This is a genomic window from Micromonospora sp. NPDC005173 (assembly GCF_040608515.1).
Classification (GTDB): domain Bacteria; phylum Actinomycetota; class Actinomycetes; order Mycobacteriales; family Micromonosporaceae; genus Micromonospora.
This window is the reverse complement of record NZ_JBEXIK010000004.1, coordinates 252,526-278,708: the sequence shown is the minus strand read 5'-3', so window position 1 is coordinate 278,708 and position 26,183 is coordinate 252,526. Positions and strand designations below refer to the sequence as shown.

The 26,183-nt window shown below is 69.5% G+C and carries 21 protein-coding genes and 2 pseudogenes; 13 read left to right on the top strand and 10 right to left on the bottom strand.

The features are described 5' to 3' along the window. Positions 1 to 32 precede the first annotated feature (32 nt). On the top strand, positions 33 to 1,391 hold the full coding sequence (locus ABZV00_RS08315) for a hypothetical protein (protein WP_355602988.1): 1,359 nt from the start codon (positions 33 to 35) through the stop codon (positions 1,389 to 1,391). Positions 1,392 to 1,451: 60 nt separating this feature from the next. Here ABZV00_RS08315 and ABZV00_RS08310 read toward each other — a convergent pair whose 3' ends face one another. Together ABZV00_RS08310 and folE are read right to left on the bottom strand one after the other, a co-directional pair. After that, a complete protein-coding gene (locus tag ABZV00_RS08310; RefSeq protein WP_355602986.1) occupies positions 1,452 to 2,714 on the bottom strand; it encodes an FAD-dependent oxidoreductase in 1,263 nt (420 codons plus the stop codon). Between the two features lie 28 nt (positions 2,715 to 2,742). After that, positions 2,743 to 3,339 carry a GTP cyclohydrolase I FolE gene (gene folE / locus ABZV00_RS08305; RefSeq protein ID WP_355602984.1) on the bottom strand — a complete coding sequence of 199 codons (597 nt, stop codon included), beginning with the start codon at positions 3,337 to 3,339 and terminating at the stop codon, positions 2,743 to 2,745. 267 nt (positions 3,340 to 3,606) lie between these two features. Between folE and ABZV00_RS08300 the strand changes: the two genes are divergently transcribed. The 3 genes from ABZV00_RS08300 to ABZV00_RS08290 all read left to right on the top strand — a co-directional run bounded on the left by ABZV00_RS08300 (position 3,607) and on the right by ABZV00_RS08290 (position 5,724). Beyond that, the gene (locus ABZV00_RS08300) at positions 3,607 to 4,266 is read left to right on the top strand and encodes a helix-turn-helix domain-containing protein (RefSeq protein WP_328417783.1); all 660 of its coding nucleotides are present in this window, start codon (positions 3,607 to 3,609) and stop codon (positions 4,264 to 4,266) included. Positions 4,267 to 4,732: 466 nt separating this feature from the next. Then, entirely contained in the window at positions 4,733 to 5,086 is a 354-nt protein-coding gene (locus tag ABZV00_RS08295) for a hypothetical protein (protein WP_355602982.1), read from the top strand. 374 nt (positions 5,087 to 5,460) lie between these two features. After that, positions 5,461 to 5,724, top strand: a complete 264-nt coding sequence (locus tag ABZV00_RS08290; protein WP_355602980.1) for a hypothetical protein — start codon at positions 5,461 to 5,463, stop codon at positions 5,722 to 5,724. Positions 5,725 to 5,963: 239 nt separating this feature from the next. Here ABZV00_RS08290 and ABZV00_RS08285 read toward each other — a convergent pair whose 3' ends face one another. Continuing rightward, the gene (locus tag ABZV00_RS08285) at positions 5,964 to 7,625 is read right to left on the bottom strand and encodes an FAD-binding protein (RefSeq protein ID WP_355602978.1); all 1,662 of its coding nucleotides are present in this window, start codon (positions 7,623 to 7,625) and stop codon (positions 5,964 to 5,966) included. A 62-nt stretch (positions 7,626 to 7,687) separates the two neighbouring features. Here ABZV00_RS08285 and ABZV00_RS08280 point away from each other — a divergent pair, with 62 nt between their 5' ends. Continuing rightward, the gene (locus ABZV00_RS08280) at positions 7,688 to 8,248 is read left to right on the top strand and encodes a helix-turn-helix domain-containing protein (protein WP_355602976.1); all 561 of its coding nucleotides are present in this window, start codon (positions 7,688 to 7,690) and stop codon (positions 8,246 to 8,248) included. Between the two features lie 64 nt (positions 8,249 to 8,312). Here ABZV00_RS08280 and ABZV00_RS08275 read toward each other — a convergent pair whose 3' ends face one another. Together ABZV00_RS08275 and ABZV00_RS08270 are read right to left on the bottom strand one after the other, a co-directional pair. Continuing rightward, positions 8,313 to 8,726 carry an SgcJ/EcaC family oxidoreductase gene (locus ABZV00_RS08275; protein WP_355602974.1) on the bottom strand — a complete coding sequence of 138 codons (414 nt, stop codon included), beginning with the start codon at positions 8,724 to 8,726 and terminating at the stop codon, positions 8,313 to 8,315. 134 nt (positions 8,727 to 8,860) lie between these two features. Beyond that, entirely contained in the window at positions 8,861 to 9,475 is a 615-nt protein-coding gene (locus ABZV00_RS08270) for a DUF1697 domain-containing protein (protein WP_355602972.1), read from the bottom strand. A 32-nt stretch (positions 9,476 to 9,507) separates the two neighbouring features. On the opposite strand from ABZV00_RS08270, the gene ABZV00_RS08265 reads away from it, so the two are divergent. After that, positions 9,508 to 9,993: a hypothetical protein gene (locus tag ABZV00_RS08265; RefSeq protein ID WP_355602970.1), complete on the top strand. Its 486-nt coding sequence runs from the start codon at positions 9,508 to 9,510 to the stop codon at positions 9,991 to 9,993. Here ABZV00_RS08265 and ABZV00_RS08260 read toward each other — a convergent pair. The 3 genes from ABZV00_RS08260 to ABZV00_RS08250 all read right to left on the bottom strand — a co-directional run bounded on the left by ABZV00_RS08260 (position 9,953) and on the right by ABZV00_RS08250 (position 15,739). Then, positions 9,953 to 10,750 carry an SUMF1/EgtB/PvdO family nonheme iron enzyme gene (locus ABZV00_RS08260; RefSeq protein ID WP_355602968.1) on the bottom strand — a complete coding sequence of 266 codons (798 nt, stop codon included), beginning with the start codon at positions 10,748 to 10,750 and terminating at the stop codon, positions 9,953 to 9,955. The two genes, ABZV00_RS08265 and ABZV00_RS08260, sit on opposite strands and share 41 nt — an antisense overlap. A gap of 108 nt (positions 10,751 to 10,858) precedes the next feature. Continuing rightward, positions 10,859 to 12,061 carry an erythromycin esterase family protein gene (locus tag ABZV00_RS08255; RefSeq protein WP_355602966.1) on the bottom strand — a complete coding sequence of 401 codons (1,203 nt, stop codon included), beginning with the start codon at positions 12,059 to 12,061 and terminating at the stop codon, positions 10,859 to 10,861. A 168-nt stretch (positions 12,062 to 12,229) separates the two neighbouring features. After that, positions 12,230 to 15,739 (bottom strand): BTAD domain-containing putative transcriptional regulator, encoded by a 3,510-nt coding sequence (locus ABZV00_RS08250; RefSeq protein WP_355602964.1) that lies wholly within the window; start codon positions 15,737 to 15,739, stop codon positions 12,230 to 12,232. Positions 15,740 to 15,910: 171 nt separating this feature from the next. On the opposite strand from ABZV00_RS08250, the gene ABZV00_RS08245 reads away from it, so the two are divergent. The 3 genes and pseudogenes from ABZV00_RS08245 (at position 15,911) to ABZV00_RS08235 (ending at position 20,558) form a co-directional block, all read left to right on the top strand. Next, positions 15,911 to 17,548 (top strand): AMP-binding protein, encoded by a 1,638-nt coding sequence (locus ABZV00_RS08245; RefSeq protein ID WP_355602962.1) that lies wholly within the window; start codon positions 15,911 to 15,913, stop codon positions 17,546 to 17,548. A gap of 248 nt (positions 17,549 to 17,796) precedes the next feature. Then, a pseudogene (gntF, locus tag ABZV00_RS08240) lies at positions 17,797 to 19,050 on the top strand (guanitoxin biosynthesis pre-guanitoxin forming N-methyltransferase GntF); the annotation flags it as partial. A gap of 170 nt (positions 19,051 to 19,220) precedes the next feature. Then, a complete protein-coding gene (locus tag ABZV00_RS08235) occupies positions 19,221 to 20,558 on the top strand; it encodes an aminotransferase class V-fold PLP-dependent enzyme (RefSeq protein WP_355602960.1) in 1,338 nt (445 codons plus the stop codon). Positions 20,559 to 20,702: 144 nt separating this feature from the next. Here the strand turns inward: ABZV00_RS08235 and ABZV00_RS08230 are convergent. Continuing rightward, positions 20,703 to 21,092: pseudogene (locus ABZV00_RS08230) on the bottom strand (helix-turn-helix transcriptional regulator); the annotation flags it as partial. Between the two features lie 421 nt (positions 21,093 to 21,513). Between ABZV00_RS08230 and ABZV00_RS08225 the strand changes: the two are divergent. The 3 genes from ABZV00_RS08225 (at position 21,514) to ABZV00_RS08215 (ending at position 24,051) form a co-directional block, all read left to right on the top strand. After that, positions 21,514 to 22,332 (top strand): basic amino acid ABC transporter substrate-binding protein, encoded by an 819-nt coding sequence (locus tag ABZV00_RS08225; RefSeq protein WP_355602958.1) that lies wholly within the window; start codon positions 21,514 to 21,516, stop codon positions 22,330 to 22,332. A gap of 79 nt (positions 22,333 to 22,411) precedes the next feature. Beyond that, positions 22,412 to 23,206, top strand: a complete 795-nt coding sequence (locus ABZV00_RS08220; RefSeq protein ID WP_355602956.1) for an amino acid ABC transporter permease — start codon at positions 22,412 to 22,414, stop codon at positions 23,204 to 23,206. A gap of 5 nt (positions 23,207 to 23,211) precedes the next feature. Continuing rightward, the gene (locus tag ABZV00_RS08215; protein WP_355602954.1) at positions 23,212 to 24,051 is read left to right on the top strand and encodes an amino acid ABC transporter ATP-binding protein; all 840 of its coding nucleotides are present in this window, start codon (positions 23,212 to 23,214) and stop codon (positions 24,049 to 24,051) included. Between the two features lie 7 nt (positions 24,052 to 24,058). Here ABZV00_RS08215 and ABZV00_RS08210 read toward each other — a convergent pair whose 3' ends face one another. Then, positions 24,059 to 24,868 (bottom strand): GNAT family N-acetyltransferase, encoded by an 810-nt coding sequence (locus ABZV00_RS08210; RefSeq protein ID WP_355602952.1) that lies wholly within the window; start codon positions 24,866 to 24,868, stop codon positions 24,059 to 24,061. A gap of 306 nt (positions 24,869 to 25,174) precedes the next feature. Between ABZV00_RS08210 and ABZV00_RS08205 the strand changes: the two genes are divergently transcribed. Beyond that, positions 25,175 to 26,179 (top strand): multicopper oxidase domain-containing protein, encoded by a 1,005-nt coding sequence (locus tag ABZV00_RS08205; RefSeq protein ID WP_355602950.1) that lies wholly within the window; start codon positions 25,175 to 25,177, stop codon positions 26,177 to 26,179. Positions 26,180 to 26,183: the final 4 nt, after the last annotated feature.

Sequence of the window (26,183 nt, the reverse complement as noted above, 5' to 3'; positions counted from 1 at the left end):
CCGCCGATCCGACCGACCGAAGAGGAAGCCGCATGACGAGACCATCCGCCCCGTCGTCCCGACGCGCTGTCCTGGCGGCCGCCAGTGCAGGCCTGCTCGTCGCCGCCGTGGCCGGCGCCCAGCCAGCAGCCGCCGAACCCCAGCTCGACTTCCCCCAGTTCACCTACCAGGGCACCGCGTTCGACAAGGGCACCCTCGCCTACAACCCGACGAACGAGTTCATCTTCCCGAGCGTCATCCGGGCCGCCGACTACTTCCCCAACCCGCTCGGCACCTACTACCTGTACTACGCGCCGCACGAGCGTCCCGGCGGGATCGCCCTCGCGTACTCCGACTCGATCAACGGTCCGTGGACCGAGTACGTCGCCAACCCCCTGATCAGCAACACCTGGCTGCCGTACTACGCGACGGTCAGCCACATCTCCTCGCCGCACGCGGTGTGGATCGAGGGCGAGGGCAAGCTCTTCCTCTACTTCCACGGCGAGAACTCCATCACCCGGTACGCGACCTCCGACGACGGCATCCACTTCAGCTACGGCGGGACGGCGATCAGCCGGAACGACACGACCGGTGGCGAGACCTCTTACGCCCGAGTGTTCGAGCAGTCCGTGCCCCGCCTGGGCACCCGGTACCTGATGGTCTTCATGGACAACCCGACCGCGGCACTGCCCGGACCGACCGGGCCCGTGTCGCGGCGGATCCGCTGGGCGGTCTCCAACGACGCGCGGACCTGGGCCATGCAGCCCGAACCGATCGTGACCCCGCAGGGCATCGAAGGCCCGAACGCCTCGGGACCGTTCTTCCTGCGCTGGAACGACCGCAACCTGGTGATCTACCACGCCGCCGACGGCAACATGCACGCGGTGGACGTCGGGCAGGACTTCGACCAGGAGATCCACCTCGGCATCGTGCACGACTCGATGTCCGCCGCGCCCGACCTCGGCCGCTCGGCCGCCCCGACGTTCTACTTCGATGGGCGTACCGCGCACATGTACTACGAAGCCGGCGGCCGGCTCACCGCGACCATCGGACACGCCACCGCCACCCTGGCAAACCCGTTGCCGGTACGGCAGCTCGATTGTGCGGCGGACCGACCGGTCCTGTGGCCGCCGAACCACGAGCTGGTCGACGTCAACGTCACCGTGGACCTGCACGACGGCGTGCTCGGCCCGAACGCGTTCACCCTGACCGGCGTGACCGGGGGTGACACCGCGGACGCCAGTGGCTTCGCCATCGGCACGCCGGACACGAGTGGCAAGCTGCGGGCCGAACGAGCCGGGAACGGTGGGGACCGGGTGTACCACCTCACGTATGCCGGCCACGACGAGATCGGACGGCCGCTTGGCTGCACCGTCACCGTCACCGTCCCACACGACCAAGGCAGCAACTAGTCACGTCGGAACCGGCCGGCACCAGTGGGTGTCGGCCGGTTCCGCAAGGCGTGACGTCGACTACCCGATCTGAGTCCCGGGTGCCGACACCGGCGGCGGCTGCACCTCGTCGAGCGGCACGGCGGGGTCGGCCAGTCGGTCGAGGTCGACCGGCTGGGCTGCCGCGACGAGCCGCCGAATCGACGGGACGACGTCCCATACGTTGACGTTCATGCCGGCGAGCACCCGCCCGCCAGCGGTCCAGAAGGCGATGAACTCGCGCTTGGCGACGTCGCCCCGGACGACGACCCGGTCGAACGCCTCGGGCGGGGCGTGTCCGACGTACTCCATTCCCAGGTCGTACTGGTCGGTGTAGAAGTAGGGCAGGTCGTCGTAGCTGACGGGCTGTCCCAGCATGGCGCGGGCCGCCGCGGCACCGCCGTGGAGTGCGTTGGCCCAGTGCTCGACGCGCAGGCGCCGGCGCAGCACGGGATGGTAGGCGTTGGCGACGTCACCGGCGGCGTAGATCTCCGGGTCGGCGGTGCGCAGGGACGCGTCGACGACGATTCCGTTCTCGACGGTGAGGCCCGCCGTTGTCGCCAGCTCAGTGTTCGGCCGTACGCCCACGGCGACCACCACGGCGTCGGCGGGCACCTCGGTTCCGTCGGCCAGCAGGACCGAGGAGACTCGACCGGTGCCGCGGATCTCGCGGACCTCGGCGTCGAAGTGGAAGGTGACGCCGTGGTCCCGGTGCAGGTTGGCGAACACCCGGGCGATCTCGTCGCCAAGCACTCGGCGCAACGGCAGCGCGGCCGTTTCGACGATGTCGACGGTGGCGCCACGCTGCCGGGCGGCGGCGGCGACCTCCAGGCCGATCCACCCCGCTCCGACGATCACGATGTGCGCGCCGTCGACCAGCGCCGCGGCGATTCGACGGCTGTCGGCGAGGGTGCGCAGCCGCAACACCCCGTCCAGGTGGACGCCGGGTGCCGCGAGGTCGCGGGGTCTGGCGCCGGTGGCCAGCAGCAGCTTGTCGTAGCGGATCTGCTGGCCGTCGGCGAACTGGACCATTCCGTCGGAGCGGTCGACGGCGACGGCGCGGGCGGCGGTGCGCAGGTCGACGTCGTGCTCTGCGTACCACCCGGCGTCGTGCACGTACACGCTGTCGGCTTCGGCGCCACCGGTCAGTAGACCCTTGGACAGTGGGGGCCGCTCGTACGGTCGCTCTGGCTCGTCGCCGATCACGACGATCCCGCCGTCGAAGCCCTCCTCCCGCAGCGTCTGCGCGGCCCGCGCGCCGGCGAGCCCGGCTCCCACGATCACGAACATGCCGGTCTTCGACATCGGTCCAGCTCCTTTCGAGGTGCGTCGATCAGCGGGGGCCGACCCCGGTCAGGGTGAAGAACTCGGCGCGCGAGCGGTGGTCGTCGCGCAGGGTGCCGAGCAGGGTGGAGGTGATGGTGCTGCTGCCCACGGCCCGGACGCCGCGCAGCGTCATGCACAGGTGTTCGGCTTCGATGACCACGCCGACCCCGCGCGGGCGCAGTTGGCTGGTCAGCCAGTCGGCGATCTGTTTGGTCAAGCGTTCCTGGAGCTGCGGGCCGTGGGCGAACAGTTCGACCACCCGGGCCAGTTTGGACAGTCCCAGGATGCGTTCGCCGGGCAGGTAACCGACGTGCGCGACGCCGACGAACGGCAGCAGGTGATGTTCGCAGACCGACCGGATCGGGATGGCCCGGGCCAGCACCAGCTCGTCGTAGCCTTCGTCGTTGTCGAAGGTGGTCAGCTGGAACTCGCGCGGGGTGAGCAGCTCGGCGTAGGCGCGGGCCATCCGGCCCGGGGTGTCGGCGAGCCCGTCGGCGGAGAGGTCGACGCCGAGCGCGGCCAGGAACTCCGCCGCCGCCCGTTCGGCGGCGGCCGGGTCGCGGCGGGGACGCTGGTGCTGCACCCGGAGGGCGGTGGCACTCACCTCAGCGACCTCCCACGCCGACGGCCGCGAGCCAGGTGACGAGTGCGGCGATATCCATCAGGAGTTCTCCCTGTCTGTGCTGTTGTAGCCCTGCGCCTGGTTGGTCTCGTCGGCGACGCGCACGCCGTACCGGTAGGCCAGTTCGCCGCCGACGAGCCGCACGAGAACCCCCAGAGGATTTTCACCAACGCCCATTGGTGTTATCGATCATGCTGCCCCAGCGCGGCAGGAATTTCAATAGCCTTCGCTGGTGATAATCTCGGGGCTGTGAGCACGGGGGAGCGCTGGAGCGCGATGGCAGCGCTCGTCGACCGGTCCCGACGGGCGCTGTACGACTACGTGTGCCGGGCCGATCACCCCGTCACCCGCGAGGAGGCGGCCGAAGCGCACGGCATGTCCCGCAACCTCGCCGCGTTCCACCTCGACAAGCTCGTCGAGTCCGGCCTACTGCGGGCCCACTACCAGACGCCGGCCGACCAGCCCCGGGGCCGCGGCCGGACGCCGAAGGTCTACGAGGCCGCCGGCGACGGCGTGGCGATCACCGTTCCCGAGCGACGCTACGAGCTCATCGCCGAGATCCTCGCCGACGCGGTCGCCGACGACCCGCACGACGCCCCCGAGGCGGCGCGGCGGCATGCCCGGCAACGCGGCCGGGACATCGGCGCACGAGTACGCGACGCCGGCGAGGACCTCATCCCCGTGCTCGCCGGACTCGGCTTCGAGCCCGAGACGCTCAGCGACCACGTGCTGCTGCGCAACTGCCCGTTCCACGCCCTCGCCACCCGGCAGACCGCCCTGGTGTGCGGGCTCAACCACGCGTTCCTCGCCGGCATGATCGACGGTGCGGGACGTACCGACCTGCTGCCCCGGCTCGCGCCGCGTCCCGGGGCCTGCTGCGTCCGGTTGGACGGCCTACCGGAGCACTAGCTGCCCCTCGGAGAGGCACCGGTAACGGTGAGATGCGAACCTCGACCGACCGGCAGTCGGAGCTGCTGTCGATGGGCACGTCGTTGGTGCCGCTCTTGTCAAAAAAAAGCGCGTGCCGGCGCAGCCGGCCACCCGGCGGGTTCCGGGTCTGGCACGGTCTGCCCCACCTAGCGTTGACTTACTCTGCGTTAGTCGTGCGAGTGTGCTGGCGTTGCGATATTTCAGGGCGTCCCATATCTCTCCGCGGCAGGGTGCGTCCGAGCTGTATTGCGAAGATGGCGCCTATCAAGGGTAGGAACGCCGCTCCCCAACCACCCTCCAGGACAAAAGCCGCGATCGTTAAGCCGTTGAAAAGCAACGCTAAGAGGAGGTAGAGCGCGAGGCGCATCTCTTGGAGAGACATGCGTCGAGTATTGCCGATGGGCACCTTCCAAACCTGGCCCTCCGGGGCTGCGATGATGTTGCGGTGGGTCAGTTGACGGGATGGGACTGCATGGCCCAGGGCGCGCAGGTCCAGTTCATGCTTGGACAAGACGACGATCCGGCGATGGCCGACAACATCGATGCCCACGTCTACCTCGCTGACGGCATCCATCGCTACGCCACCTTCATGACACCGGATGCGATCGGTCGCGTCCTGAGAAGGTGGGCTGAAACTGGCGGGGCTGGCGGCGGCCGGTACTTCTGGTGCTCGGACCTCGTCATCATTCCAAGACCCGGCATCGCGGCGATGGCGGAAGCCCCAGAAGAGATGATCCGATCCGGGGATGGAGCCGTGGCTCTGGGCAAGGTGGAGGGCGATTTCGTCCTGCCTGAGTGACTAGCTGGGTGACAATCGGAGAGCCCCAGACGGGACGCCGGTGGACGGCGGTGGACGAGTCGGCCCAGCGAAGTCGGCAGTCGACGCGGGTTGGGTCGTCATGATGGTTGCCTGGGGTCAAGGGGTCGTCGGTTCGAATTCGGCGTCCCGACAGTCAGCTGCGCCGGCTGCGCATTGGGGCTCAAAGCTGGGAGTCGACTAGCTTCTGGGCCGTGACGACCCTCGGTTGGCTTCGCGCCGTGCTCGATAGGCCTTTCAAAGGACGGCCCAGGCAGACCGCTGCCGCCCCGCCCGCTGCGCCGGAGTGCATGCCGCTGCTTGAGTTGGCCCGGTTGGTCGCTGGGCGGCACCACGACAGGGTCGCTAGTGCATACGTGGAGGTCATTACCTTCGCATCAGCCGACGAGATCGTGGCGATGCTGAAGGTAATGCTCGAAGAGGACTGGATGGGTCTCCCGGTCTGGGCGCGGAACCTTGCGTTCCGGCTGGCGTGCCTTCAACGGCCGGAGGATGTTGAGCTGTTGCGTGTGGCGGCCAGTGACCTCCGCGCCTTTGGCCCGGACTGGGACACCATCGCCGAGGAGCTCTACCACCGGGCAGACAGCCTGGTCGCCGGGCAGGATCTGGCCTGCCCCTGACTCCTTGCGCGGGATCGTGGAGCATTCGGGACGCAGCGCAACGATTGTCGTGAGGAGAGCGTTGAGGGATCGCCGGCGGAGTGCCGCGGCACGAGGACCAGGCGGTTGACCAGCGCCGGGCCCCAGCCGAGCGCGTGGTGATGTGCCGCAGGCGGGTGGGCGCCGCGTGGTCGTCCGGTTGCTCGGCGACCATGCAACACCTACGTCTGGATCAGCGCCCACCTGGCTGCGGCGGTCCTTTATGCGTCGGAGCGAGCCATGTGTCGGGCGGCGCGCATCCCGAACACCACGGCGGGCCCGATCGTGGATCCCGGGCCGGGATAGGTGTTGCCCATCACCGAGGCGGAGTTGTTGCCCGCGGCGTACAGGCCGTCGATCACCGTGCCGTCCTCGCGCAGCGCGCGGCCGTCGGCGTCGGTAAGCACTCCGCCCTTGGTGCCGAGGTCACCGATGACGACCTTGAAGGCGGTGAACGGACCCTTCTCGAGCGGGCCGAGGCAGGCGTTGGGGTGCACGGTCGGGTCGCCGTAGTAGCGGTCGTACGCCGAGTTTCCGCGACCGAAGTCCCCGTCGACGCCCGAGCGGGCGAAGCCGTTGAACCGATCGACGGTGGCTTGCAGCCGCGTCGGGTCGATGCCGATCCGGCCCGCCAGTTCGGCGAGGGTGCTGCCCTTGGCCATGATCCCGGCCTCGCGCATCGCCTTGTTGTTCTTCGGGTCCAGCGCGAAGGTGCGCAGGTAGCGGCGCGCGTGGCGGACGTCGGCGATCATCCAGTACGCGCCGTCCTTGTCGTGTTCGAGCATGTGGTGGCCCAGGTCGACGTAGGACTCCGACTCGTTGGCGAATCGGTCGCCCCGGGCGTCCACGATGATCGAGTACGGCAGCGAGCGCTCGCCGACGATGAAGGACGGATCGTGGCCGGGGGTGGCGGCGACGGAGGCACCCCACCAGGCGTCGTCCATCAGCTCGACCGCGGCGCCGGCCTGCTGCGCCAGTTCGGTGGGGCGGCCCAGGTTGGCCGGGTTGCCGGACGGGGAGCCGTCGATGCCGTGGTACTTGCGCCGCCACTCGGTGTTGTGGTCGAACCCGCCGCCGGCCAGCATGACGCCCCGGATGGCGCGCACCGTCACCGGCTGTCCATCGCGGGTGGTGCGCACGCCGGTGACCTGGCCGTCGCTGATCAGCAGTTCCTCCAGTGGGGCGTCGAGCCACAGCGGCACCTGGTGCTTGAGCACCACCGCGTGCAGGAACGCGCTGGACAGTCCGGCGCCGATGCCGACCAGCCGCTGGCCGCGGACGACGCCGCCGAGCGCACGGAACACGAACTGGGCGCCGCGGATGAACCCGGCGGGAGTGGACCAGGCGCGGCCGAGCAGCCACACGTCGTCGGTCTTGATCGGCATCCCGGCAGGCGCGCTGATGGTCTTCCACCATCCGCCGATGACCTTCGAGTTGAGCGGCTTCACCTCGATCGCGCGGCCGATCTTCCCGCCGGGCAGCTCCGGGTAGTAGTCGGGGTAGTCGGTGGAGCGGGCGAAGGTCATGCCGTACTTCTCCGCGGTGAGGACGAAGTCCTCGATGCCGTCGACGAAGGCCTCCTTGCGCTCGCGGGAGGTGGAGCGCCCGGTGTCACCGACCGTGGCCTCGAGGTAGGTGAGCGCCTCCTCGCGGGAGTCGCCGATGCCGGCGCGCCGCATCAGTGGGTTGTTCGGCAACCACATTCCGCCGCCGGACATCGCTGTGCTTCCGCCCCACTTGTCGCTTGACTCGATCATCAGGACGCTCAGCCCCGCGTCGATCGCGCCCAGCGCGGTGGCGAATCCGGCCCCGCCGCTGCCGACGACAACGACATCGTAGGAGTGGTCGAACGTGCCGGCGGACTGCGCGGTGGTGTCGGTCATGGCTGGTCCTTCCCGAGGCATGCAACCAACCGGACAATCCTGTCCGGTTGTTATAGTGCAGCATGCCCTCCACCAGCGGTCGCGTCAATCGTGGTCCGGCTGCGGCCTCGCAAAATCGGCTGGCCATCCTCCGCTCGGCGCGCGAGTTGTTCACCGCGCGCGGCTATCACGTGCCGCTCAGCGCGATCGCCAAGGACGCCGAGGTCGGGCAGGGTGTGCTGTACCGGCACTTCCCGACCCGGCTCGATCTGGCGTTCGCGGTGTTCGAGGAGAACTTTGCGCAGCTGGAGGCGATCGCCGCCGAGCCGGACGCGGGCGCGTTCGGCCGGCTCTGGGACCGCTTGATCCAGGTGACCGTGGAGTCCGCCGCGTTCGTGGAGATGGCGGTGGACGCCCGGCGCACCATGCCGGAGTACACCGGCGGCACACGTCTGCAGTCCCTGATTCAAGACACCCTCCCGCGCGCGCAGGCGGCCGGGCTGGTCGACCACCGCGCCACCGTGGACGACATACTGCTCGCGCATCGGATGATCTACGGCGTCATCGTCACGGCTGTGGATCCGGCCGAAGTCGGGCAGGCCGTGGACCGGGCCTCGTATCTGCTCCGTCGACAGAGCAGGTAAAGGTCTGCTTGACGTGGCGGGCCGGGCGGCGGCCTGCTCGCCTGGGGGCCGGGTTGGTCTTGGGTTACTCGTCGTTGAGCACGCTGGTGTTCTGGCATGCGGTGAGACGCCATTGCCCCTCTTCCTTCGCCATGACGAACATCGGAGTGCCGACTTCCTGACCGTCGGGCGTCTGATACACCTGCCGGACCTTGACAGCGACGACGTCGGGGCGAATGAACAGCACGTGTTCGATGTCGAATGTCACGCTGGTGTCTCGCATCCCGCCGGGAAGCACCTGACGGGTGAATACGGAGATCGCTTCGCGGCCGAACAGCCGCCTGCCGTGGCCGGTTGTCCAGATCGCGTCGGCCCGGAACAGGTCGATGAACTCGTCAGGGAGCCCGTTGTTCTGGGAGTGTTCGACGGCGGCTACCACCTGCTTGATCGCTTCAATGTCGGCTTCGCGTGTCGGTTCGTTGATCTGTGCTGCGGTCATGTCCGTACGCTAAGACATCAAGCTGGGTCGAGGTCTACGGCTTCAGCGTGTGAGCCGGTCCACCGTGTCGCCGTCGACGGTCCGGGCCGGTAGGGCGGCGCAGCGATCCGGCGGCGCCGGTCCGGCCGCAACCGTCACTGCATCATGGTCAGGAGCTTTTCCACCGTGTTCCAGTTGCGCACAGTGGCCGGCGGACCATCCTTGATCTTGCCCAGGGCGTTCATCAACGGGCTGTCCCGCAGCCCGCCCGGGCACCAGATGTACATCTCGGTGCCGTCGACGGCATATCGGTCCGCGCCGAGTTCCGCGCCGGCCAGCGCGTCCTCGATCGGCCTATTGATCGGCTGCGCCAGGAACGACACGACGTACTTCGAGCCGTCGTCAGCCACGGCCGCGAGCGGGTTCTTCGCCACGACCCGGGCCAGCTCGTCGCGGCTGCGGAGGATCACCCCCACCGGAATTCCGAACCCCTTCTCGATTGCCTGCTCGAGCGCGGGTCCCAGCTCGGCCGGCGGCCGGTCGGCGTCCAGCACGACGTTGCCGCTCTGCAGCAGCGTGGCGACGTTGTCGTACCCCTCCTCGGTGAGCTGGATCCGCAGGTCGGCCATGGCGACCCGCCGAGCCTTGCCGAGGTTGATGCCGCGGAGAAGCACCGCGTAGCGGGCCACGTCACCCCATTCGCGCGACCGGTCCGGCCCGAGCTCTCCGGCTTCCCGGCCCAAATTGCCCGACCCCATGAGGTGTGTCAAGCAACCGTCCCGGCCACTCGGCGGTGGATCGCATGAGCCTGGACCTGGCGCGCTGGCGCAGTCGACCAGGACCTCGATGCCGAATCGATCTCTGGCAAGTGGTCGGTACGTGGAACACTGACCCGATGTCATCGAGCGTTCCGCGCACCGTCAAGGCGATCGACACGGCTGAACTGATGCGCTTGGACGACGAGGCGCGCGATCACGGATTCAACCGCCACCACGGAGCCGGATGGCTTGCCGCGAACGCGGATCTGTCCACCGTTCACTATCTACGGCCGGCGATGGTGCACGTCGCCGGTCGGCGGCCAGAGTTCTCACCCCACTGGCGTTGCATGCTGCTCCTGCGGGTCCGCGACGGTCAGGAGGTCTTTTCGCTGTTGGATGTCTGGCCCGCGTCGTTCGATCAGCTGCCGGAGTCCCTGGACGCGACGACCAAGTCAGCGATCTCCTACCGGTTGCAGTTCGGAGGTCTGCTCACACAGGCGCAATGGATCGGCTCGGGCGCCCCTGCGTGACCTGGCGGGGTGGCAGTGGTGCGACCGGGCGAACTGCCGTGAACTGGACGTGCTCATACCGGGTGGCGGAGAGCAGCAGCAGCCACTCGTCGCAGCCCTGCCATGGGTATAGGTCGGCGGCTCCGCCGCGTACGGTGCGGGGCCCGTCGCCGGCCCGTGCACGCGCGTCTGCAGGCGCGCCCGCGAACCCGGGGATCCACACATCGGCGCAGAGCTCGTTCGCCGACCCCATCGCCGCCAGCCCGAACGCGTTCTCGCCGGCAGCGGTCCGCGTCTCGTCGCCGAAGTCGTCGAGCAGCTGGTCCTCGCCGGGTTTCCCGTCACCGCGGAAGGTCAGCGTGGTGGTGCCGGCCCGGGCCGCGTATTCCCACTGCGCCTCGCTGGGCACCTGGAACGGCAACAGCTTGAGCAGGTCCTCCAGGTCGTCTTCGAGCCGGGCCGTGCCGGTGTCCGCCTCGGCGTAGTCGTCTTCGTACTCGGGCAGCCAGTGCCGGACCTGCGCCACCGTCAGCGGATGCCGGGCGATCAGGAACGGCTCGACCCGCACCTCGCGTACCGGCTGTGCGTCCTCGGCGCCGGCGAGGAACGGCTCGACGGTGTCCTCGACACCGCCGCTGCGCTCGATGGCGCGTACCGCGTCCAACTCCGCGTCGGACAAACCCATCCGGAACGAGCCGCCCGGAACGTTCCGGAACACCACGCCCGACGGGATGTGCCGCCAAGCCGGGCGCCCGGCCACGATCTCCTCGATCCACATCGAGCCGAACGCTAGCAGCCCGGTCGCCGGTCGGCCTTTCCTGACGGCCCCGCAGCTTGCGAACGGGCCCGTCGGCCGGCCTCTCAGCTGTTGCTGAACGCCGGGGGCCTAGGTCCGCCGGGTGTCCTTGACGAACACGATCCCGTCGGTGTTGCCCAGGTGAGCCGGGTCCAGCGGGGAGTAGCCGTACCAGGGGGACACACGGGGGGCGGGCGTGGCGTTGGCGAGGGCGGCGGCCAGCCGGCGGGTGTCGACCAGGCAACGCTGCTGAGGGAGCGCGTACAGCAGTCCCTCGACGGTGTCCAGGGGCGGGGCGTCCACCCCCTGGTGGCGGATCGTGCCGAGGGCCGTGGCCAGGAAGGCGTACCCCTCGCCCTGGTGGGCGCTGACGATCGCGCCGGCGCTCCACCATTCCAGCGGCAGGTCGCCCATCCGCATCGTGCTCTTGTCCCGCTGAAGGTGGCCGTTGTGGGCGTACACCAGGGTCGGGTGCCGTTCGGCGAGGGCGAGCAGGTTGGCGGCCATCATCGAAGCCCGCGAGCCCAGCAGCCTCGCCATCCGGCCCGGTGACGTGTCGGCCATCCAGAAGTGGTAGCGCAGCAGCCCGGTGGCGGTACGCCCGCACAGGCGTGCCCTGTCCCAGTCGTCCCAAGTGGACGCCGCGATCAGATGCGGCGTCTGCGCGTCGAGCAGGGCCACCAGGTCATCGGCGAGCAGACGCAACTGGTTGGCCTCGGGCGTCTGCCCCACGGACTGGGACGGATCCATCATCGCGGCCGGATTGGTCCACCGGTCGTCGGCGCCGAGCAGGCGGTCGAGCGTTTCCCCGGTGCGGGGAAGCAGGTCGGCGTCGACCCAGGCGGTGAGGTAGGCGTGGAGTGCGGTGAGTGCCTGCCGAGGGCTCGCGGCGCCGGTGATCTCCAGCGGGCCGTCGAAACCGGCGAAGCGGAGCTGCTGTGACGCGGGCCGGCGGTCGTTGTACGCGCGCATCCAACGCACCAGCTCGCGGTTGGCCGCGGGCGCGCCGAACCCGTGGCTGAAGCCGCGCTTCATGACCTCGTCGAGGGTGCCGGTGCCCGAGGTGACGTAGTCGTCCACGATCAGGCCCATCACGCAGTCGCTCTCGATCGCGATCGTCCGGTAGCCCTCCTGCTCGACGAGTTGCCGGAAGAGATCGTTTCGCACGTCGAGCAGAACGTCCTCGGCATGGGTGGGCTCGCCCAGGGCGAGCAGCCGCGGCTTGGCCGGGAGCAACCCCATGACGGTCACAGCGTCGACGGCGTGGGCGGCGTCGGTGATACCAGCAGTCATACCCTGAACGGTATCGTTGAATCAACAGTGCAAACTTTTCGTCGATTTCAGCAGGGCAGGGTGGCGAAACCTTCAAAGCGAGGACCAGCTCAGGCCGGTTGACCTGGCGCCGCTACCACCCCCGGACGCTGCCGGAGCAGTGACGGCTTGCGGTCCTGCTGTCCCCTGCTACGAGACGGTCAGCCCGGCGAGCGCCTGAACTCGGCGCAGATCACCGCGGCATCCGGCGATCTCGAACCCGGCGATCGCCCGCTCCAGGTGCTCGGCCCTGTTGAGCCCAAGGGCGGACCGCTGCCCCGCGGCCAGGTGACGGCCGAGTTCGTGATGGGCGCGCGCCAACTCGTAGGGCATCTGACGGCGCTCGGCCTCGCGGACTGCCCGGACCCACGCCCGCATGGCGGCCCCGGCGCGTCCGTCGAGCCAGCGGTACCAGCCCAGGCAGATGAGCGACCTCGGACGGGCCATGGCAAATGTGCGGGCGTAGCGATCCAGCCGGCGCAGGGCGGCTGCTGTGGTCGCGCTGAGGTCGACGGGGTCCGGCCCGCCCGCTCCGCGAGCCGAGCTTCCACGAGGACCGGCCAGCTCGAGCAGCGTCAGGCAGACCTCGAGGACGCCCGCGTGCGCCTCGAGGGCGTACTGCTCGAACGACGGATGCGGGCCCATCAGGTGGTCGGCGGCGCGGATCGCCTGCCACGCGTCCGCGGGCCGCCCAGCGGCGAGGTGCTGGCGGGCGGTGGCGGCGTGGAGGCGGGCGGCGTCGATCCTGGCTGCTGCCGGCAGGAGCGGTGCGGCCTCTTCGGACCAGCCTGCCAGCGCCGGGTCGTCGGGGTTGGCGCGCAGGGCCGTCTCGATCAGGAGGAGCAGACCCCAGAGGTGTACGACGGGATCGTGGCGGTCGCGGCCGGACGCCATCCCCTCGGCTGCCGCTGCGGCCGCCTGCGAATAGCGGGCGGTGAGGTACCGGGCGACCGCGGTGATCAGCAGCACCTCGTCGGCCCACCGGTGCATCGGTGTCTGGCGCCGGAGTTTCAGGACCCTGTCGGCGCCGAGGTCGACCGCCGCCCAGTCGCCGACTCCGGTCCAGTGCAGCCCGCCCACGATGCCGACCCAGCAGGCGGTGAGCGGGTCGGTGGTCCGCTCGACGGCGGCGCTCGCGGCGCGAAGGTGCCGGCCCGCGAGCCGGTGCAACCCCAGGGTGCCGACGATCATCCCCAGACCGGCCTGTGCCCGGACGATGAGATCGAGGTCCCCGGCGCGTTGGGCATCGTGCAGCGACGAGCTCGACGCCAAGAGGATCGGGAATTGCTCATCGAGCACCCAGTAGACCTCGGCGATTGTGAAGCAGGTGGCGGCGCGTTCATGGGCTGCCTCGCGCCGATCTGCACGACGATCGACGGCACCATCCGGCCGCAGGCCGCGGAGCGTCCGGCGCGCCACCTGTGACGCGAGCATCCCCAGCCGGCCTGTCGTCGACGCCGGCACGCGGCCGCCCAGAAGCTCCAGTGTCCGCTCCAGGTGGTACCGCGCCGCGTTCGCCTCGCCGAGCTGCTGGTGTGTCTCGCCGAGCATGCGATGCCAGCGGGCCCGCTGCAGGTTCGTGATTTCGTGGCGTTTCAGGGCCGCGCCGAAGAAGGCCTGGGCCTCCCGGAACCAGCCCAGGCGCCGGTACAGCGCCCACAGCCGCACCAGGTGGGCGTCCAGCGCGGTCGGGTCGGCGTCGAGGATGAGCCAGTCGGTGGCGGCGCGCAGGTTCTCCTGCTCGGCTTCCAGGCTCGGTCCGCCCTCGGTGTGGGCCTCGCCCGGTGGGGGCAGCAGTGCGACATAGTGCTCGGCGTGCCGCCACCGCGTCCGCGCCTCCTCTGCGGGGTCCGTGGACAGGCTCTCGGCGGCGTACTGCCGGAGCAGCTCGTGCATCTCGTAGCGGCCGTCCCCGCCAATTGCGATCAGCGACTGGTCGACCAGGCTGGCCAGCATCGGCAGTCCGGCGTCCGCCACGGCGCTGGCGGCCGCGAGGTCGAAGCTGCGGCGCAGCACCGACAGACGACGTAGGGTCCGGTGTTCCTCGTCGGTCAGCAGCTGACACGACCAGTCGATCACGGCGCGGAGGCTGCGGTGTCGCCGCTCGACGTCAGGTGCCGTGGTCTCGAGCAGTTCGAGCCCGTCGGCGAGTCGATCAGCGATGGCGGCCGGGCTGGCGGACCGCACCCAGCGGGCGGCCAGCTCGATGGCCAGCGGCACACCGGCGACCAGCCGGCACACCCGACCGACCTCCTCGGCGTCGACGATGGCGGGGAAGCCGGGACGCAGCAGCCGGGCCCGCTCCTGGAAGAGTTGCACCGCCTCGTAGCCGGCGGCGTCCGCGTCGGCGCCCGGCGGCGGGTACGGCAGACCTGGCACCTCGACCAGCCACTCCACGCCCAACCCCAGCTGCCGCCTGGAAGTCACGAGCAGCTGCGTGCCCGGTGCTCGTCGCAGAAGTTCGGCGAGGACGCCCGCGGCGTCGTGGAGGTGCTCCAGGTTGTCGAGCACCAGCAGCAGCTCGCGGCCGGCCAGCTGGTCGGCGAGTAGGTCCAGTGGCTGGCGTGGCACGGCCAGCTCTATCTCGAGCGCGCGGGCGAGGTCGGCGACGACCAGGTCGGCGGCCTCGTCCGGGCGGGCCGGGCTGGTCCCCACGAACGACACGAACACCGTCCCGTCACGGTGACGCGGCTGCCGATCCGCGGCGACCTCCACCGCCAGCCGGGTCTTGCCGATTCCGCCGGGGCCGACGAGGGTCACGAGCCGGCACGCGGGATCGTCGAGGAGCTCATGCAGGCGTTCCAGCTCCTTCTCCCGACCGATCAGCGCGGTGAGCGGGCGAGGCAGATCGGACGTCGGCGACCCGGCAGCGGTGGCCGGGTTCTCCCGTCCGGCCGCCGCGGGCGGTAGGACACCCAGCGCAGTGAACCCACCGGTGCCGGCGATCTCGTCACGCAGGGCGATCGTGGCCGCCGCAGGCTCGATGCCCAGCTCCTCCCGGAGGAGGTAGCGGCAGGTGTCGTACTGGGCGAGGGCTGCGCTGCGCTGGCCGCCCATGGCCAGGAACCACATCAGCGCGCGGTGCGCCTCCTCGTGGAGTCGCTCCAGCTGCAGCTGGCGGCGGGTCACCTCGATCCCGCCGGCAGTATCCCGCCGGTCTCTGGCTCGATGCACGGCACGGTCCATGAGCGCGAGCATGTCCGCTCGCACGGCGGCGCGCCGCTCGGTCAGCCACTCATCGAACAGCGGAGCTCCGGGGACGCTGAAACCCTCGAGAAAATCGCCTCGGCAAAGCCGGACGGTCTCCAGCAGTTCTCCGTCGTCCTGATGAGAGGCGGCCACCCGGCCCACCTCCGCAGCGTCGACCCAGACCTGCCGGCTGTCCGTCAGCGCAATCGTCTGCCTGGTCACTGCCACGTGCTCCGGGACGACCCGGCGCAGCTTGGTCAGCACCAGCCGAAGATTGGCCCGGGCCGTCGGCTCCGGAAGGTCGCTCCAGAGCAACCCCGCCAGCGCCGATCGCGAGTGGGTGGTGCCGGTGACCGCCAGGTAGAACAGGAGCGCCGCCGCCTTGGCAGAGGCCAGCTCCACCAGTGGACGCCCGTTGACCGTCAGCTCGGCACCGCCGAGCACCCGGACACGCAACTTCTGGTCTCGCATCGCCACCACCGTCGTCCGGGAAGAACTCTATCGCGATCCACGCTGCGAAAACGGTCGGGAAACGGTCTGCACACGGCGGCTCTCTACCGTCTGGTCACGAGTGTCGGAACCCGGCCCACCAGCGGCATCCTGCCCCTGGCTGGTGTCGTCGCCCACGGCAGAGGAGTCACCATGGCAGTCGTCCAACCAGCTCGAAGCGACCTGCCCGACGTGCAGGTCGGCGGTACCAGCGTGCAATCGCTCGTGCTGCAGCATTCCGCCCGCCTCGGCGACAAGCCGGCCCTGATCGACGGCACAACCGGCCATACGATCAGCTACCACCAACTCGCCGCCGGTGTGGAGCGGGTCGCGGCCGGCCTGGTCGCCCGAGGCTTCGCGGCGGGGGACGTTCTGGCCCTCTACAGCCCCAATCTCCCCGAGTATGCACTGGCGGCCTACGGAACGATGGCGGCCGGCGGAATCGTCACCGGCGCCAACCCGATGTTTACCGTCGAGGAACTGGCCGGTCAGCTCGCCGACGCCGGAGCGCGGATGCTGGGCACCGCGCCGCCGTTCCTAGACCGCGCGTTGGCGGCCGCCGAGCAGGCGGGCGTCGAGGAGGTGCTGGTCTTCGGGGAGGCGGCGGGCGCGACGTCGTTCCGCCAACTGATCGCCCACCACCATCCGCCGGCGGAGGTGGCGAGCGACCCCGACAGCAGACTTGCCGCCCTGCCTTATTCGAGCGGAACCACCGGCCTGCCCAAGGGAGTGGAACTGACCCACTCGAGCCTGGTGACGAACGTCCGCCAGAGCCAGGCGGTGTTGGGTTTCCGCGAAGACGACGTGGTCCTCGCCGCGGCGCCGTTCTTCCACGTCATGGGGTTCAACATCCTGCTGCCCTGCAGCCTGGCGGCAGGCGCCACCGTCGTCACCCTGGCTCGATTCGACCTCGAGGCATTCCTGAAGGCGATAGAAAAATACCGGGCGACGATCAGCATCGTGTCACCGCCGATGGCGACGGCGCTAGCCGGCCATCCGCTGGTGAACAGTCACGACCTGTCCTCGCTGAGGAGTCTCGGCGTGGGTGCGGCACCCCTCGGCGCCGATGTGGAACAGCGGTGCGCCGAGCGGCTCGGCTGTGTGGTCAGTCAGGGCCTCGGCATGACGGAAGCGACCGCCATGGTCGCCGTCGGCCCACTCGACGATCCGCGGCGCGGGTCGGTCGGCCGGCTGGTGCCCAACACGGAGGCCCGCGTCGTCGACCCGGACGGTGGCGCCGACCTCGGTGCAGGGCGCGCCGGGGAGCTGTGGATCCGCGGCCCGCAGCTCATGCGGGGCTACCGCGACCGTCCGGAGGCCACGGCCGCCACCATCGACACCGACGGCTGGCTGCACACCGGCGACCTCTGCTACTTCGACGAGGACGGCTACCTGTACGTGGTCGACCGGCTGAAGGAACTGATCAAGTACCAGGGGTACCAGGTTGCGCCAGCCGAGTTGGAACACCTGCTCCTCACCCATCCGGCGGTCGCCGACGTGGCCGTGGTGCCCCGGCCCGATCCGGACGCCGGCGAGGTGCCGGTCGCGCACGTGGTGCTGCGGGGACGCGCGACAGCTGAGGAACTGCTGGCGTACGTGGCCGAGCGGGTCGCCCCCTACAAACGGCTCCGCGCCGTCCGGTTCGCCTCATCGGTGCCGAGGGCACCGTCGGGCAAGCTTTCGCGCCGGGTACTGGTCGAGGCCGAGCGCATCCGGTCGGAACGGGCGCGGACAGCGCAAGCCTCCGCGCCTGAACTCCGCGTACCCGAAAGGACCGACCATGCAACGTGAGCCGAGTAGGTGGACCGTGCCGTGCCGCCGCTTCGCATCCGCAGCGGTTCCGCTCAGACGAGAGTGCCGATCGCGGCACGGCCGTCTCTTCGGCTCGGGTCGCGGAAACCGATGAACATCCTGGTGGCCGGGGCCGCCGGCCGTGGTCCGAACCAACTGGCAGCCTTCGACGCCGCGCTGGTGGTCGCGGTGGTTCAGTCCGTGGCCTGGGATCCGGGCCTTCGACCGGGCCGAGCGGCGGCACCGGTATGAACGACATCCGTGCAGCACAGGTGATCCGGCCAGCAGACCGCGCCCCGGCGGGACACCGACGGCTCATGAAGTGGACCCTCAGCCTCGCCGCCACCGCGGCGTCGGCCTATGCGCTGGAGGCGAGCGTGGTGGCGGCAGGCGCATGCCTGGTCGCCTCCGGTCTGCTCAGCGGCCTCGACCACCAGTGGGTGGTGGCATTTCTCGTCGCGAGCTACGCGGTCTGGGGGTTCGGCCTGCACGCCAGTGTGCGAGCGAACTGGACGCTCCTGGCGACGACGGGAACCAGCACCAACGTGCTGTCCAAGGCGGCGTACGACGTGGTCCGGCGCATGACGAGCAGCGCCCGCGCACCGCGCGTGGCGGCGGCCTTCGGATACGCCGGTACGGAGGTCGCCAAGGAAGTGCCCTACTACGCGGGTGCGTTCGGGGTCGCCGCCTTCAGCGACTCGATCACCTCGAACGAGGCACTCGTGTTCCTCGGCGGCGCGAACCTCGGTGCCGCGCTGTACGAGTACGGGCTCGCCCGTCTCACCGAAGCCTTCCTCCTGCGCCGTCGCCACCGGTACGCCTCGTTCGACACGGACTGGGTACCGGCCGAGTACCTCACCGGCTACTACCGCACCCTCGAACCGGACGAGATCGCCACCATCGCGTTCTTCGTCGAGGCGATGCGCCGCGCGGAACGCGGTCAACCCGTGTTGTTCTTCGGAGTCGGGCCTACCCTGCACCACGTGTTCGCGGCCGCCGAGGTGGCATCAGAGATCCACCTGGGCGACTATCTGCCGGCGAACCTCAGCGAGATCCAGCGGTGGATCGACCGCGAACCCGATGCTCACGACTGGCGACCGTTTGTCCGCTACACCCTGCAGTGCGAGGGGGTCAGCTGCCCGACCGACGAGGACGTTGCGACCCGCGAGGATCTCACCAGGGGGAAGATCACCGCGCTGATCCGGGTGGACGGCCGGCAGCCCCACCCGGTGGATCGCCGGTACGCGACGGTGATCAGCGCCTACTGTGCGGACTCCGCCACCGACGACCGGGCGACCTGGCAGCTCTTCATGCGCCACATCACGGGCCTGGTCCGGCCCGGGGGTCTCTTCGTCACCGCGGCCCTGCGCCGATGTCGCGGCTACACCGTCGCCGGAAAGACCTTTCCCAGTGCCGATGTCGACGAACATGACCTCCGGGCGGTGCTGCGACCCGAATTCGGGCCGCTGAACGGGTCGATCGAGGTCCGGCAGGTCGCCCAGGCGAGCTCACACGGATATTCGGCGATCATCCTCTGCTGGGCGCGCAAGCGCATCCAGCCGACAGCGGGCAGCCCGCAGGGTTTGGCTCTGGTCGGCGCCGAGACCATGGTGCCACTGGTGGACGGCAGCGAGCGCCGCTACGTGAACTTCGACTACGCCGCCAGCGCCCCGTGCCTGACCTCGGTCAGGGCAGCCGTGGACGAGTTGCTCCCCTGGTACTCCAGTGTGCATCGCGGCGCCGGCTACACGTCGCAGGTGACACCGACGCCTACGAGGGCTCACGCGAAGCGGTCCGTGACTTCGTCGGTGGGCACCATGACGACGTCGTCGTCTTCACCCGCAACACCACCGACTCGACGAACCTTCTCGCCCACGCCCTGCCGCCGGACACCGAGGTGATCGCGTTCGCCGCAGAGCACCATGCGAACCTGCTGCCGTGGCGTCGCCGGCACCTCACCCTGCTTCCGCTGCCCGCCAGCGCGGATGACGCTCTGGGTCGTCTCGAGCAGGCGCTGTCCCGAGCCGCGCCGGGCCGGACCCGACTCGTGGCCGTGACCGGCGCCTCGAACGTGACCGGCGAGATCTGGCCGTACCCCGAGATGGCCCGACTGGCCCACCAGCACGGCGCACGGATCATGCTGGACGCCGCTCAACTCGCCCCGCACCGGCGCATCGACATGGTCACTGACGGCATCGACTACCTGGCTCTGTCCGGGCACAAGCTCTACGCGCCCTTCGGAGCCGGAGCACTGATCGGCAGCGGAGACTGGCTCGGCACAGGGGAACCCTTCCTGGCCGGTGGCGGCGCAGTCCGTTACGTCGGAACCGACACCGTCCTCTGGGCCGACCTACCGGACCGGCAGGAAGCCGGCTCACCCAACGTGATTGGCGCCGTGGCACTCGGGGCGGCCTGCCGCACGCTGCAGGCCGCCGACCGGGACAGCATCGAGGCGTACCAGACACGTCTGGCCGCACAAGCCCGGGAGCAACTGGTCGCCGTGCCCGGCATCGAGGTCTACCGACTCTGGCCGGCCGATCATCCCCGCATCGCCGTCCTGCCGTTCGCCCTGCACGGCGTACCCTACGCGCGGCTCGCCGCGGTCCTCAGCGCGGAATTCGGCATCGGTGTCCGGCACGGATGCTTCTGCGCGCACCCGCTGATGACCGCGCTGCTCCTGATCGACGTCGACCACGAAGCCCGCATCCGCCACGACCTGGCCCGCGGCCTGCCCACCGCGATTCCGGGAGCGGTAAGAGCGAGCGCCGGGATCGGCACCACCGCGGCGGACTACGAGAAGCTGATCGCCGCCGTCACGGACATCGCCGTCCGAGGGCCGCGTTGGACCTACACCTCCACCGCCGACGGCACCGACTGCCGACCCACCCCCGACCCGCGGCGGCGTCCTCAGCTCTCCTTCGAACTCGCACGCATTGCGGCGGCGACGGCGACGCGTACGAGGACGGGCACGACGGGCACGAACGCTGCGACGTCGCGGACCACAAGTTGACCAACGGTGTCATGGCACCAGACGCGCCGAAGGCCCTCCGCCGTTGGGCAGCGACCGTCTCGCCTTCGGCACGGAGTGCCGGGTGTCGCCGTGGCCGGCTGCGGCCGGTGGCGTCGAGGACGCGGTCGACTCGACCGGGACGTCTCGGGCGAGGTGGCGCAGGAGGCCCCGAATATGGTGCTTGTCCGCGGCCGAGACCGTGTCGTCGAGCAATCGTCGGCGGATGGCGCCCATGTCCGCCTCGACCTCCGCCGGTGCTCGATGGTCGGGCGCAGCGGCGGCGATCGGCATCGCGAGCGGCCGGATCGCGGCTGCGATGGAGAGCCCGAGGGTGGCGCACAAGGCTCGTACCTTTGCCAGCTCGGGGTAGTGCTGCCAGTCGCCGGCGAGCCAGCGGAACAGCGTCGAGCGGCTGACGCCGGTGTGTCGCGCGATGTCGCCGACGGTCCAACCGCGTTCGTCGCGGGCGTCGTTGACCGCCTGGCGAACGAACTCCGCGAAGGCCATCTGGGGTGTAGTGAGAGTCGTGTCCATCCTCGGACGTGTCTTCCCTCGGTCTGGTGTTGTCTCATCGTGCGGCGCTCGATGGTCGGATCTGATCGCCCGACCCAGGTAGCGGCGGCTCGAGAGGTGGTTCCGATTGATCGTCTCCCACCTGCTGGCGTCGTGCCGTGTCGGCCGGCGAGGATCCCTACTTGTTCGAGGCCGGTCAGCTACTCAGCTGCCGCGCGGCGGGAGGAGGGGGTCGCCGCCTGGACCCGGGCCCGTTGGTGCCGCGCGCGGTCCGGTTGCTGGTCAGGTGTCGGGTTCACTGAGCGTGATATTGCTGCTGCGCCACAACGACCCGGCGTGATCTGGGTACGGCTCGTCGGATCAGGTACCGTCGCCTGTCACACAGTCTTTGCACCAACCTGGCTGCCCATCACGAGGGAAGCCGAACCGGAGGGACACAGCCGTGAGGTTCCAGAGCGCAGTCCGCAGGGCCGGCCTCGTCGTGGCGATTGCCGCCCTGGCGGTGAGCGCGGGATGTGCCAAGAAGGACGACAGCGAGGTCCAGGCGAGCGGAGTCAAGCTGGTCGAGGCCGGCAAGCTGACGGTCTGCACCCACCTGCCGTACCCGCCGTTCCAGTCCAAGGACGCCAGCGGCAAGGTCACCGGGTTCGACGTCGAGCTGATGGATCTGGTCGCCAAGGAGTTGGGCGTCGAGCAGACGATCATCGACACGCCGTTCGAGGGGATCAAGTCCGGCCAGGATCTGAACACCGGCAAGTGTGACGCGGCCGCTGCCGGCATGACGATCACTGAGGAACGGCAGAAGGTGATGAACTTCTCCGACCCGTACTTCGATGCGACCCAGGCGATGCTGATCAAGACGGGCAAGCCGTACAAGGCGCTCGACGACCTCAAGGGCAAGAAGCTCGGCGTCCAGGCGGCCACCACGGGCCGTGACTACGCCCGGAAGTTCGAGCAGGAGAAGGGCCTGCAGCTCGTCGAGTTCGAAGACCTCGCCGCCCTGCAGCAGGCCGTCTCCAACGGCCAGGTCGAGGCCGCCATCAACGACCTGCCGGTCTGGACCGAGTACCTCAAGAAGAACCCGGGTGGGTTCGAGGTGGCCGCCGAGTTCGACACCGGCGAGCAGTACGGGTTCTCGGTGAAGAAGGACAGCAACCCGGAGCTGCTCAAGAAGATCAACGAGGTGCTGGCCAAGGCCAAGCAGGACGGCTCGTACAACACGATCTACGAGAAGTGGATCGGCAAGCAGCCGAGCGCGTGATCGAAGCTGACGGCAGGAGGGCGCGCGGCTCGCGCGCCCTCCTCGTACGCAATCTCCGGGAAGGCAAGGAGCGAAGAACGTGAAGCTGCGACGCCGCCAGCGAGAGCGGCTGTCCCTCTGGCTCCAGTACCTGGCCTTCATCGCCATCATCGCCACGGTGATCTACGCCGCCGACTGGGGCAGGCTGAAGGACGCGTTCTTCCGCGTCGACATCATCCAGTCGATGTTCCCGACGATCATCACCGTCGCGCTGCGCAACACGGTCCTCTACACGCTGGGTGCGTTCGCCTTCGGTCTCGTGTTCGGCACCATCCTCGCGCTGATGCGGCTGTCCCGGGTGGCTCCGTACCGCTGGGTGGCCACGGCGTACATCGAGCTGTTCCGGGGTCTGCCCGCGCTGCTGGTGCTCTTCCTCGTCGGGTACGGCATTCCCATCGCCTTCCCGGAGCGGGAGATCCCCGGCGGCGTCTTCGGTTCGATCGCGATCGGTCTCGGGTTGACCGCTGCGGCGTACATGGCCGAGACCATCCGGGCCGGCATCCAGGCCGTGCCGAAGGGACAGATGGAGGCGGCGCGCACCCTCGGCATGTCGCACTTCACCGCCATGCGCACGATCGTCATCCCGCAGGCGTTCCGGATCGTGATCCCGCCGCTGACCAACGAGCTCATCCTGCTCACCAAGGATTCGTCGCTGGCGTACGTGCTGGGCGTGACGGCGCAGACCATCGAGGTCACCAAGTTCGGTCGGGACATGCTGAACGACCGGGTGAACGTCACCCCGCTGCTGGTGGCCGGCCTCGCCTACCTGATCATCACCCTGCCTCTGTCCCAGGTGGTACGACGCCTCGAACTCCGATACGCCAAGGCTCGGTGACCCGCATGACGACCACACAGCCCCGCCCCGCCGTCGAGATCCGCGACCTGCACAAGTCCTTCGGGCCGCTCGAAGTGCTCAAGGGCATCGACTTCGAGGTCGGTCAGGGCGAGGTGGTCTGTGTCATCGGGCCGTCCGGGTCCGGCAAGTCGACGCTGCTGCGGTGCGTCGACCTGCTGGAGGAGCCGACCGCCGGCAAGATCTGGGTGAACGGGGTCGAGATGACCGACCCGGATGTCGAGATCGACGCGGTGCGCCGCGGCATCGGCATGGTCTTCCAGTCGTTCAACCTGTTCCCGCATCTGACCGTGCTGAACAACCTCACCATCGCCCAGCGCCGGGTGCTTCGGCGTGGCCGCGCTGAGGCCGAGCGGATCGCGCGGGACAACCTGGAGCGCGTCGGTCTGACCGACAAGGCCGACGCGTTCCCCGCACAGTTGTCCGGGGGACAGCAGCAGCGGGCGGCGATCGCCCGGTCGCTGTCGATGGAGCCCAAGCTGATGCTCTTCGACGAGCCGACCTCCGCGCTCGATCCGGAGCTGGTCGGCGACGTGCTCACCGTCATGCGCAAGCTTGCCGAGGACGGCATGACGATGATGGTGGTCACCCACGAGATGGCGTTCGCCCGGGACGTCGCAGACCGGGTCGTGTTCATGGACGGCGGCGTGGTGGTCGAGCAGGGGCCGCCGCAGGAGGTACTCGGCGCGCCGCGGCACGAGCGGACCCGCTCGTTCCTCTCCCGGGTCCTCGACCCGACCCATGTCGCGCAGCTCGGTCAGCCCGACCAGGCTCCCGAGCCACCGGAGCCGCCTCGCCTGCCGGCGGACGACCGCCACAACCTCTGACAACCGCTCACGTACGTCTGTCCGCCGGGCTGCCCCGACGCTGGCCGCCGGTGCGGTAGTGGTACCGGCACAGCTCGGTGAAACCGGCCCCGTCGTACAGCCGCCGCGCGGCGGTGTTGTCGGGTTGGACCTGGAGGTACAGGTGCTCGGTGCCGTGGTCGGCGGCCCAGCGGGCGAGGGCGGCGAGGATGGTCCTGGCAGCGCCTCTGCCGCGGGCGACCGGGAGCGTGGCCATCCCGAACACGCCCGCCCAGCCGGTTTCGATGACCGCACGGCCGGCCGCGACGACACCGGCCTCGGTCAGCACCGAGGCGTACCCGCTGCGCTGGCGTACCCGGCGGAGCATGTCCCACTCACGGCCGGGGTCGCCCCCGCTGGAGTGCACCGCCAGCCAGGCGTCGAACCACGCGTCGGTCGGTTGATCGTCCAGGCGGACTCGCAGCCCATCGCCGGGTAGCTGGTCGATGACCTGCGCGGTCGGGGCCGACTGCAGCGACATCGTGCTGTCGGCGCGGTAACCGCGCTTGGCCAGCGCGTCGTCGAGGCCGACCGGGCAGGCCCCCGGGCTGATCTGGAATCGGCTGCACGTCCCGTGGCCGGCGTAGAACTCCTCAACGGATCGGATCGTGCCCGACAGGTCCGCCGGCACGGCGTCGCTGTGCGGCAGCACCGAGCTGGCCCACCACGCTCCGCTGTCTCCGTACCGTAACCACCAGCCGTCGAGGTGGTCGAGGACCATCGCGGGAAAGGCCCGGGCCGCCCGTTCCTGCAAGCCTCGGACGAGGCCAGGGGGGTCAACGGCGACAACTGTCGACATGCGACCGTCTCCTCGACACCGGCCCGAACCCGAGCCCTTGGCTGCCGCTGGGGTCACTGAGCGTGGCGGATTGGCGTGCGGGACATTCATGGTCAATCGAGCGTCGTCGTGATGTCAAGGTAACCTTCTTGCAATCAGGCCTGTACTTTCGTCGATGGATTACATAAGTTGCTGTTATCCATCGAAAGTTCTGAGTCTTCCGAGCAAAGTCCGCGACGAGGTCCACGCAGTCGTGCTGCCGCCCTTCATGCTCGGCGGTCGCTGCACCGTGCCCTCGTCACGGCTTCGCCCGGTGAACGGAGACCCATGGACGACAATTCCGTCGGCTCCCACCGCCACCTGTCCCGCAGATCCCTGATCGCCACCGGAGCCCTCGCCGCCGGAGCACTGGGGGCGTCCGCCCCCGCGATCGACGCCGCGTTCCGAGGCAGCCCAGCCCGGGCCGCGGCCGGTGTCACGAAAAAGGTCACCATCTACGCCGAGCAGTTGCCCGGAGGGTTGTTCGGGTACGGCCTGGCACCCGGCCAGGCCACGGTGCCGGGACCGCTGCTGGAGATGTACGAGGGTGACACCCTGGAGATCACCCTGGTCAACACCACCAACCAGCGGCTGTCCATCCATCCACACGGGGTGGACTACAGCACCGACTCGGACGGCAGCCCGCTCAACGCCTCGTTCAACAATCCCGGTGAGACCCGGACGTACGTGTGGCGCTCGCGGGAGATGTTCCTCGCCTCAGGCCGGCGGTTCATGCCGGGCAGCGCCGGCTACTGGCACTACCACGACCACGCCATGGGCACCGACCACGGCACCGGCGGTGTCGCCAAGGGACTGTACGGGGCGCTGATCGTCCGGCGCCGCGGCGACATCCTGCCGGAGAAGCAGTACACGGTCGTGTTCAACGACATGATGATCAACAACCGGATGGCCCCGGACACCCCGATGTTCGAGGCGAACCTGGGTCAGCGGGTGGAGTGGATCGCCATCGGCCACGGCGGCACCTTCCACACCTTCCACCTGCACGCCCACCGCTGGGCGGACAACCGCACCGGAATGCTCGAGGGCCCGAGCGACCCGAGCCTGGTGATCGACAACAAGGACCTCAATCCGGGCAGCTCGTTCGGCTTTCAGGTGCTGGCAGGCGAGGGCGTCGGACCCGGCGCGTGGATGTACCACTGCCACGTGCAGTTCCACTCCGACGGTGGCATGGCCGGGATCTTCCTGGTGCGCAACGCCGACGGCAGCATGCCGCCGGGCGCCGAAGAGGCCATCCATCGGTTCCAAGGCCACACCCACACACACGGAAGCTGACTGA

Coding starts and splice junctions, on each gene's coding strand:
- ABZV00_RS08315 (WP_355602988.1), top strand. CDS start 33: ATGACGAGACCATCCGCCCCGTCGTCCCGACGCGCTGTCCTGGCGGCC.
- ABZV00_RS08310 (WP_355602986.1), bottom strand. CDS start 2,714: ATGTCGAAGACCGGCATGTTCGTGATCGTGGGAGCCGGGCTCGCCGGC.
- ABZV00_RS08285 (WP_355602978.1), bottom strand. CDS start 7,625: ATGACCGACACCACCGCGCAGTCCGCCGGCACGTTCGACCACTCCTAC.
- ABZV00_RS08280 (WP_355602976.1), top strand. CDS start 7,688: ATGCCCTCCACCAGCGGTCGCGTCAATCGTGGTCCGGCTGCGGCCTCG.
- ABZV00_RS08275 (WP_355602974.1), bottom strand. CDS start 8,726: ATGACCGCAGCACAGATCAACGAACCGACACGCGAAGCCGACATTGAA.
- ABZV00_RS08265 (WP_355602970.1), top strand. CDS start 9,508: ATGAGCCTGGACCTGGCGCGCTGGCGCAGTCGACCAGGACCTCGATGC.
- ABZV00_RS08260 (WP_355602968.1), bottom strand. CDS start 10,750: ATGTGGATCGAGGAGATCGTGGCCGGGCGCCCGGCTTGGCGGCACATC.
- ABZV00_RS08255 (WP_355602966.1), bottom strand. CDS start 12,061: ATGACTGCTGGTATCACCGACGCCGCCCACGCCGTCGACGCTGTGACC.
- ABZV00_RS08250 (WP_355602964.1), bottom strand. CDS start 15,739: ATGCGAGACCAGAAGTTGCGTGTCCGGGTGCTCGGCGGTGCCGAGCTG.
- ABZV00_RS08245 (WP_355602962.1), top strand. CDS start 15,911: ATGGCAGTCGTCCAACCAGCTCGAAGCGACCTGCCCGACGTGCAGGTC.
- ABZV00_RS08215 (WP_355602954.1), top strand. CDS start 23,212: ATGACGACCACACAGCCCCGCCCCGCCGTCGAGATCCGCGACCTGCAC.
- ABZV00_RS08210 (WP_355602952.1), bottom strand. CDS start 24,868: ATGTCGACAGTTGTCGCCGTTGACCCCCCTGGCCTCGTCCGAGGCTTG.
- ABZV00_RS08205 (WP_355602950.1), top strand. CDS start 25,175: ATGGACGACAATTCCGTCGGCTCCCACCGCCACCTGTCCCGCAGATCC.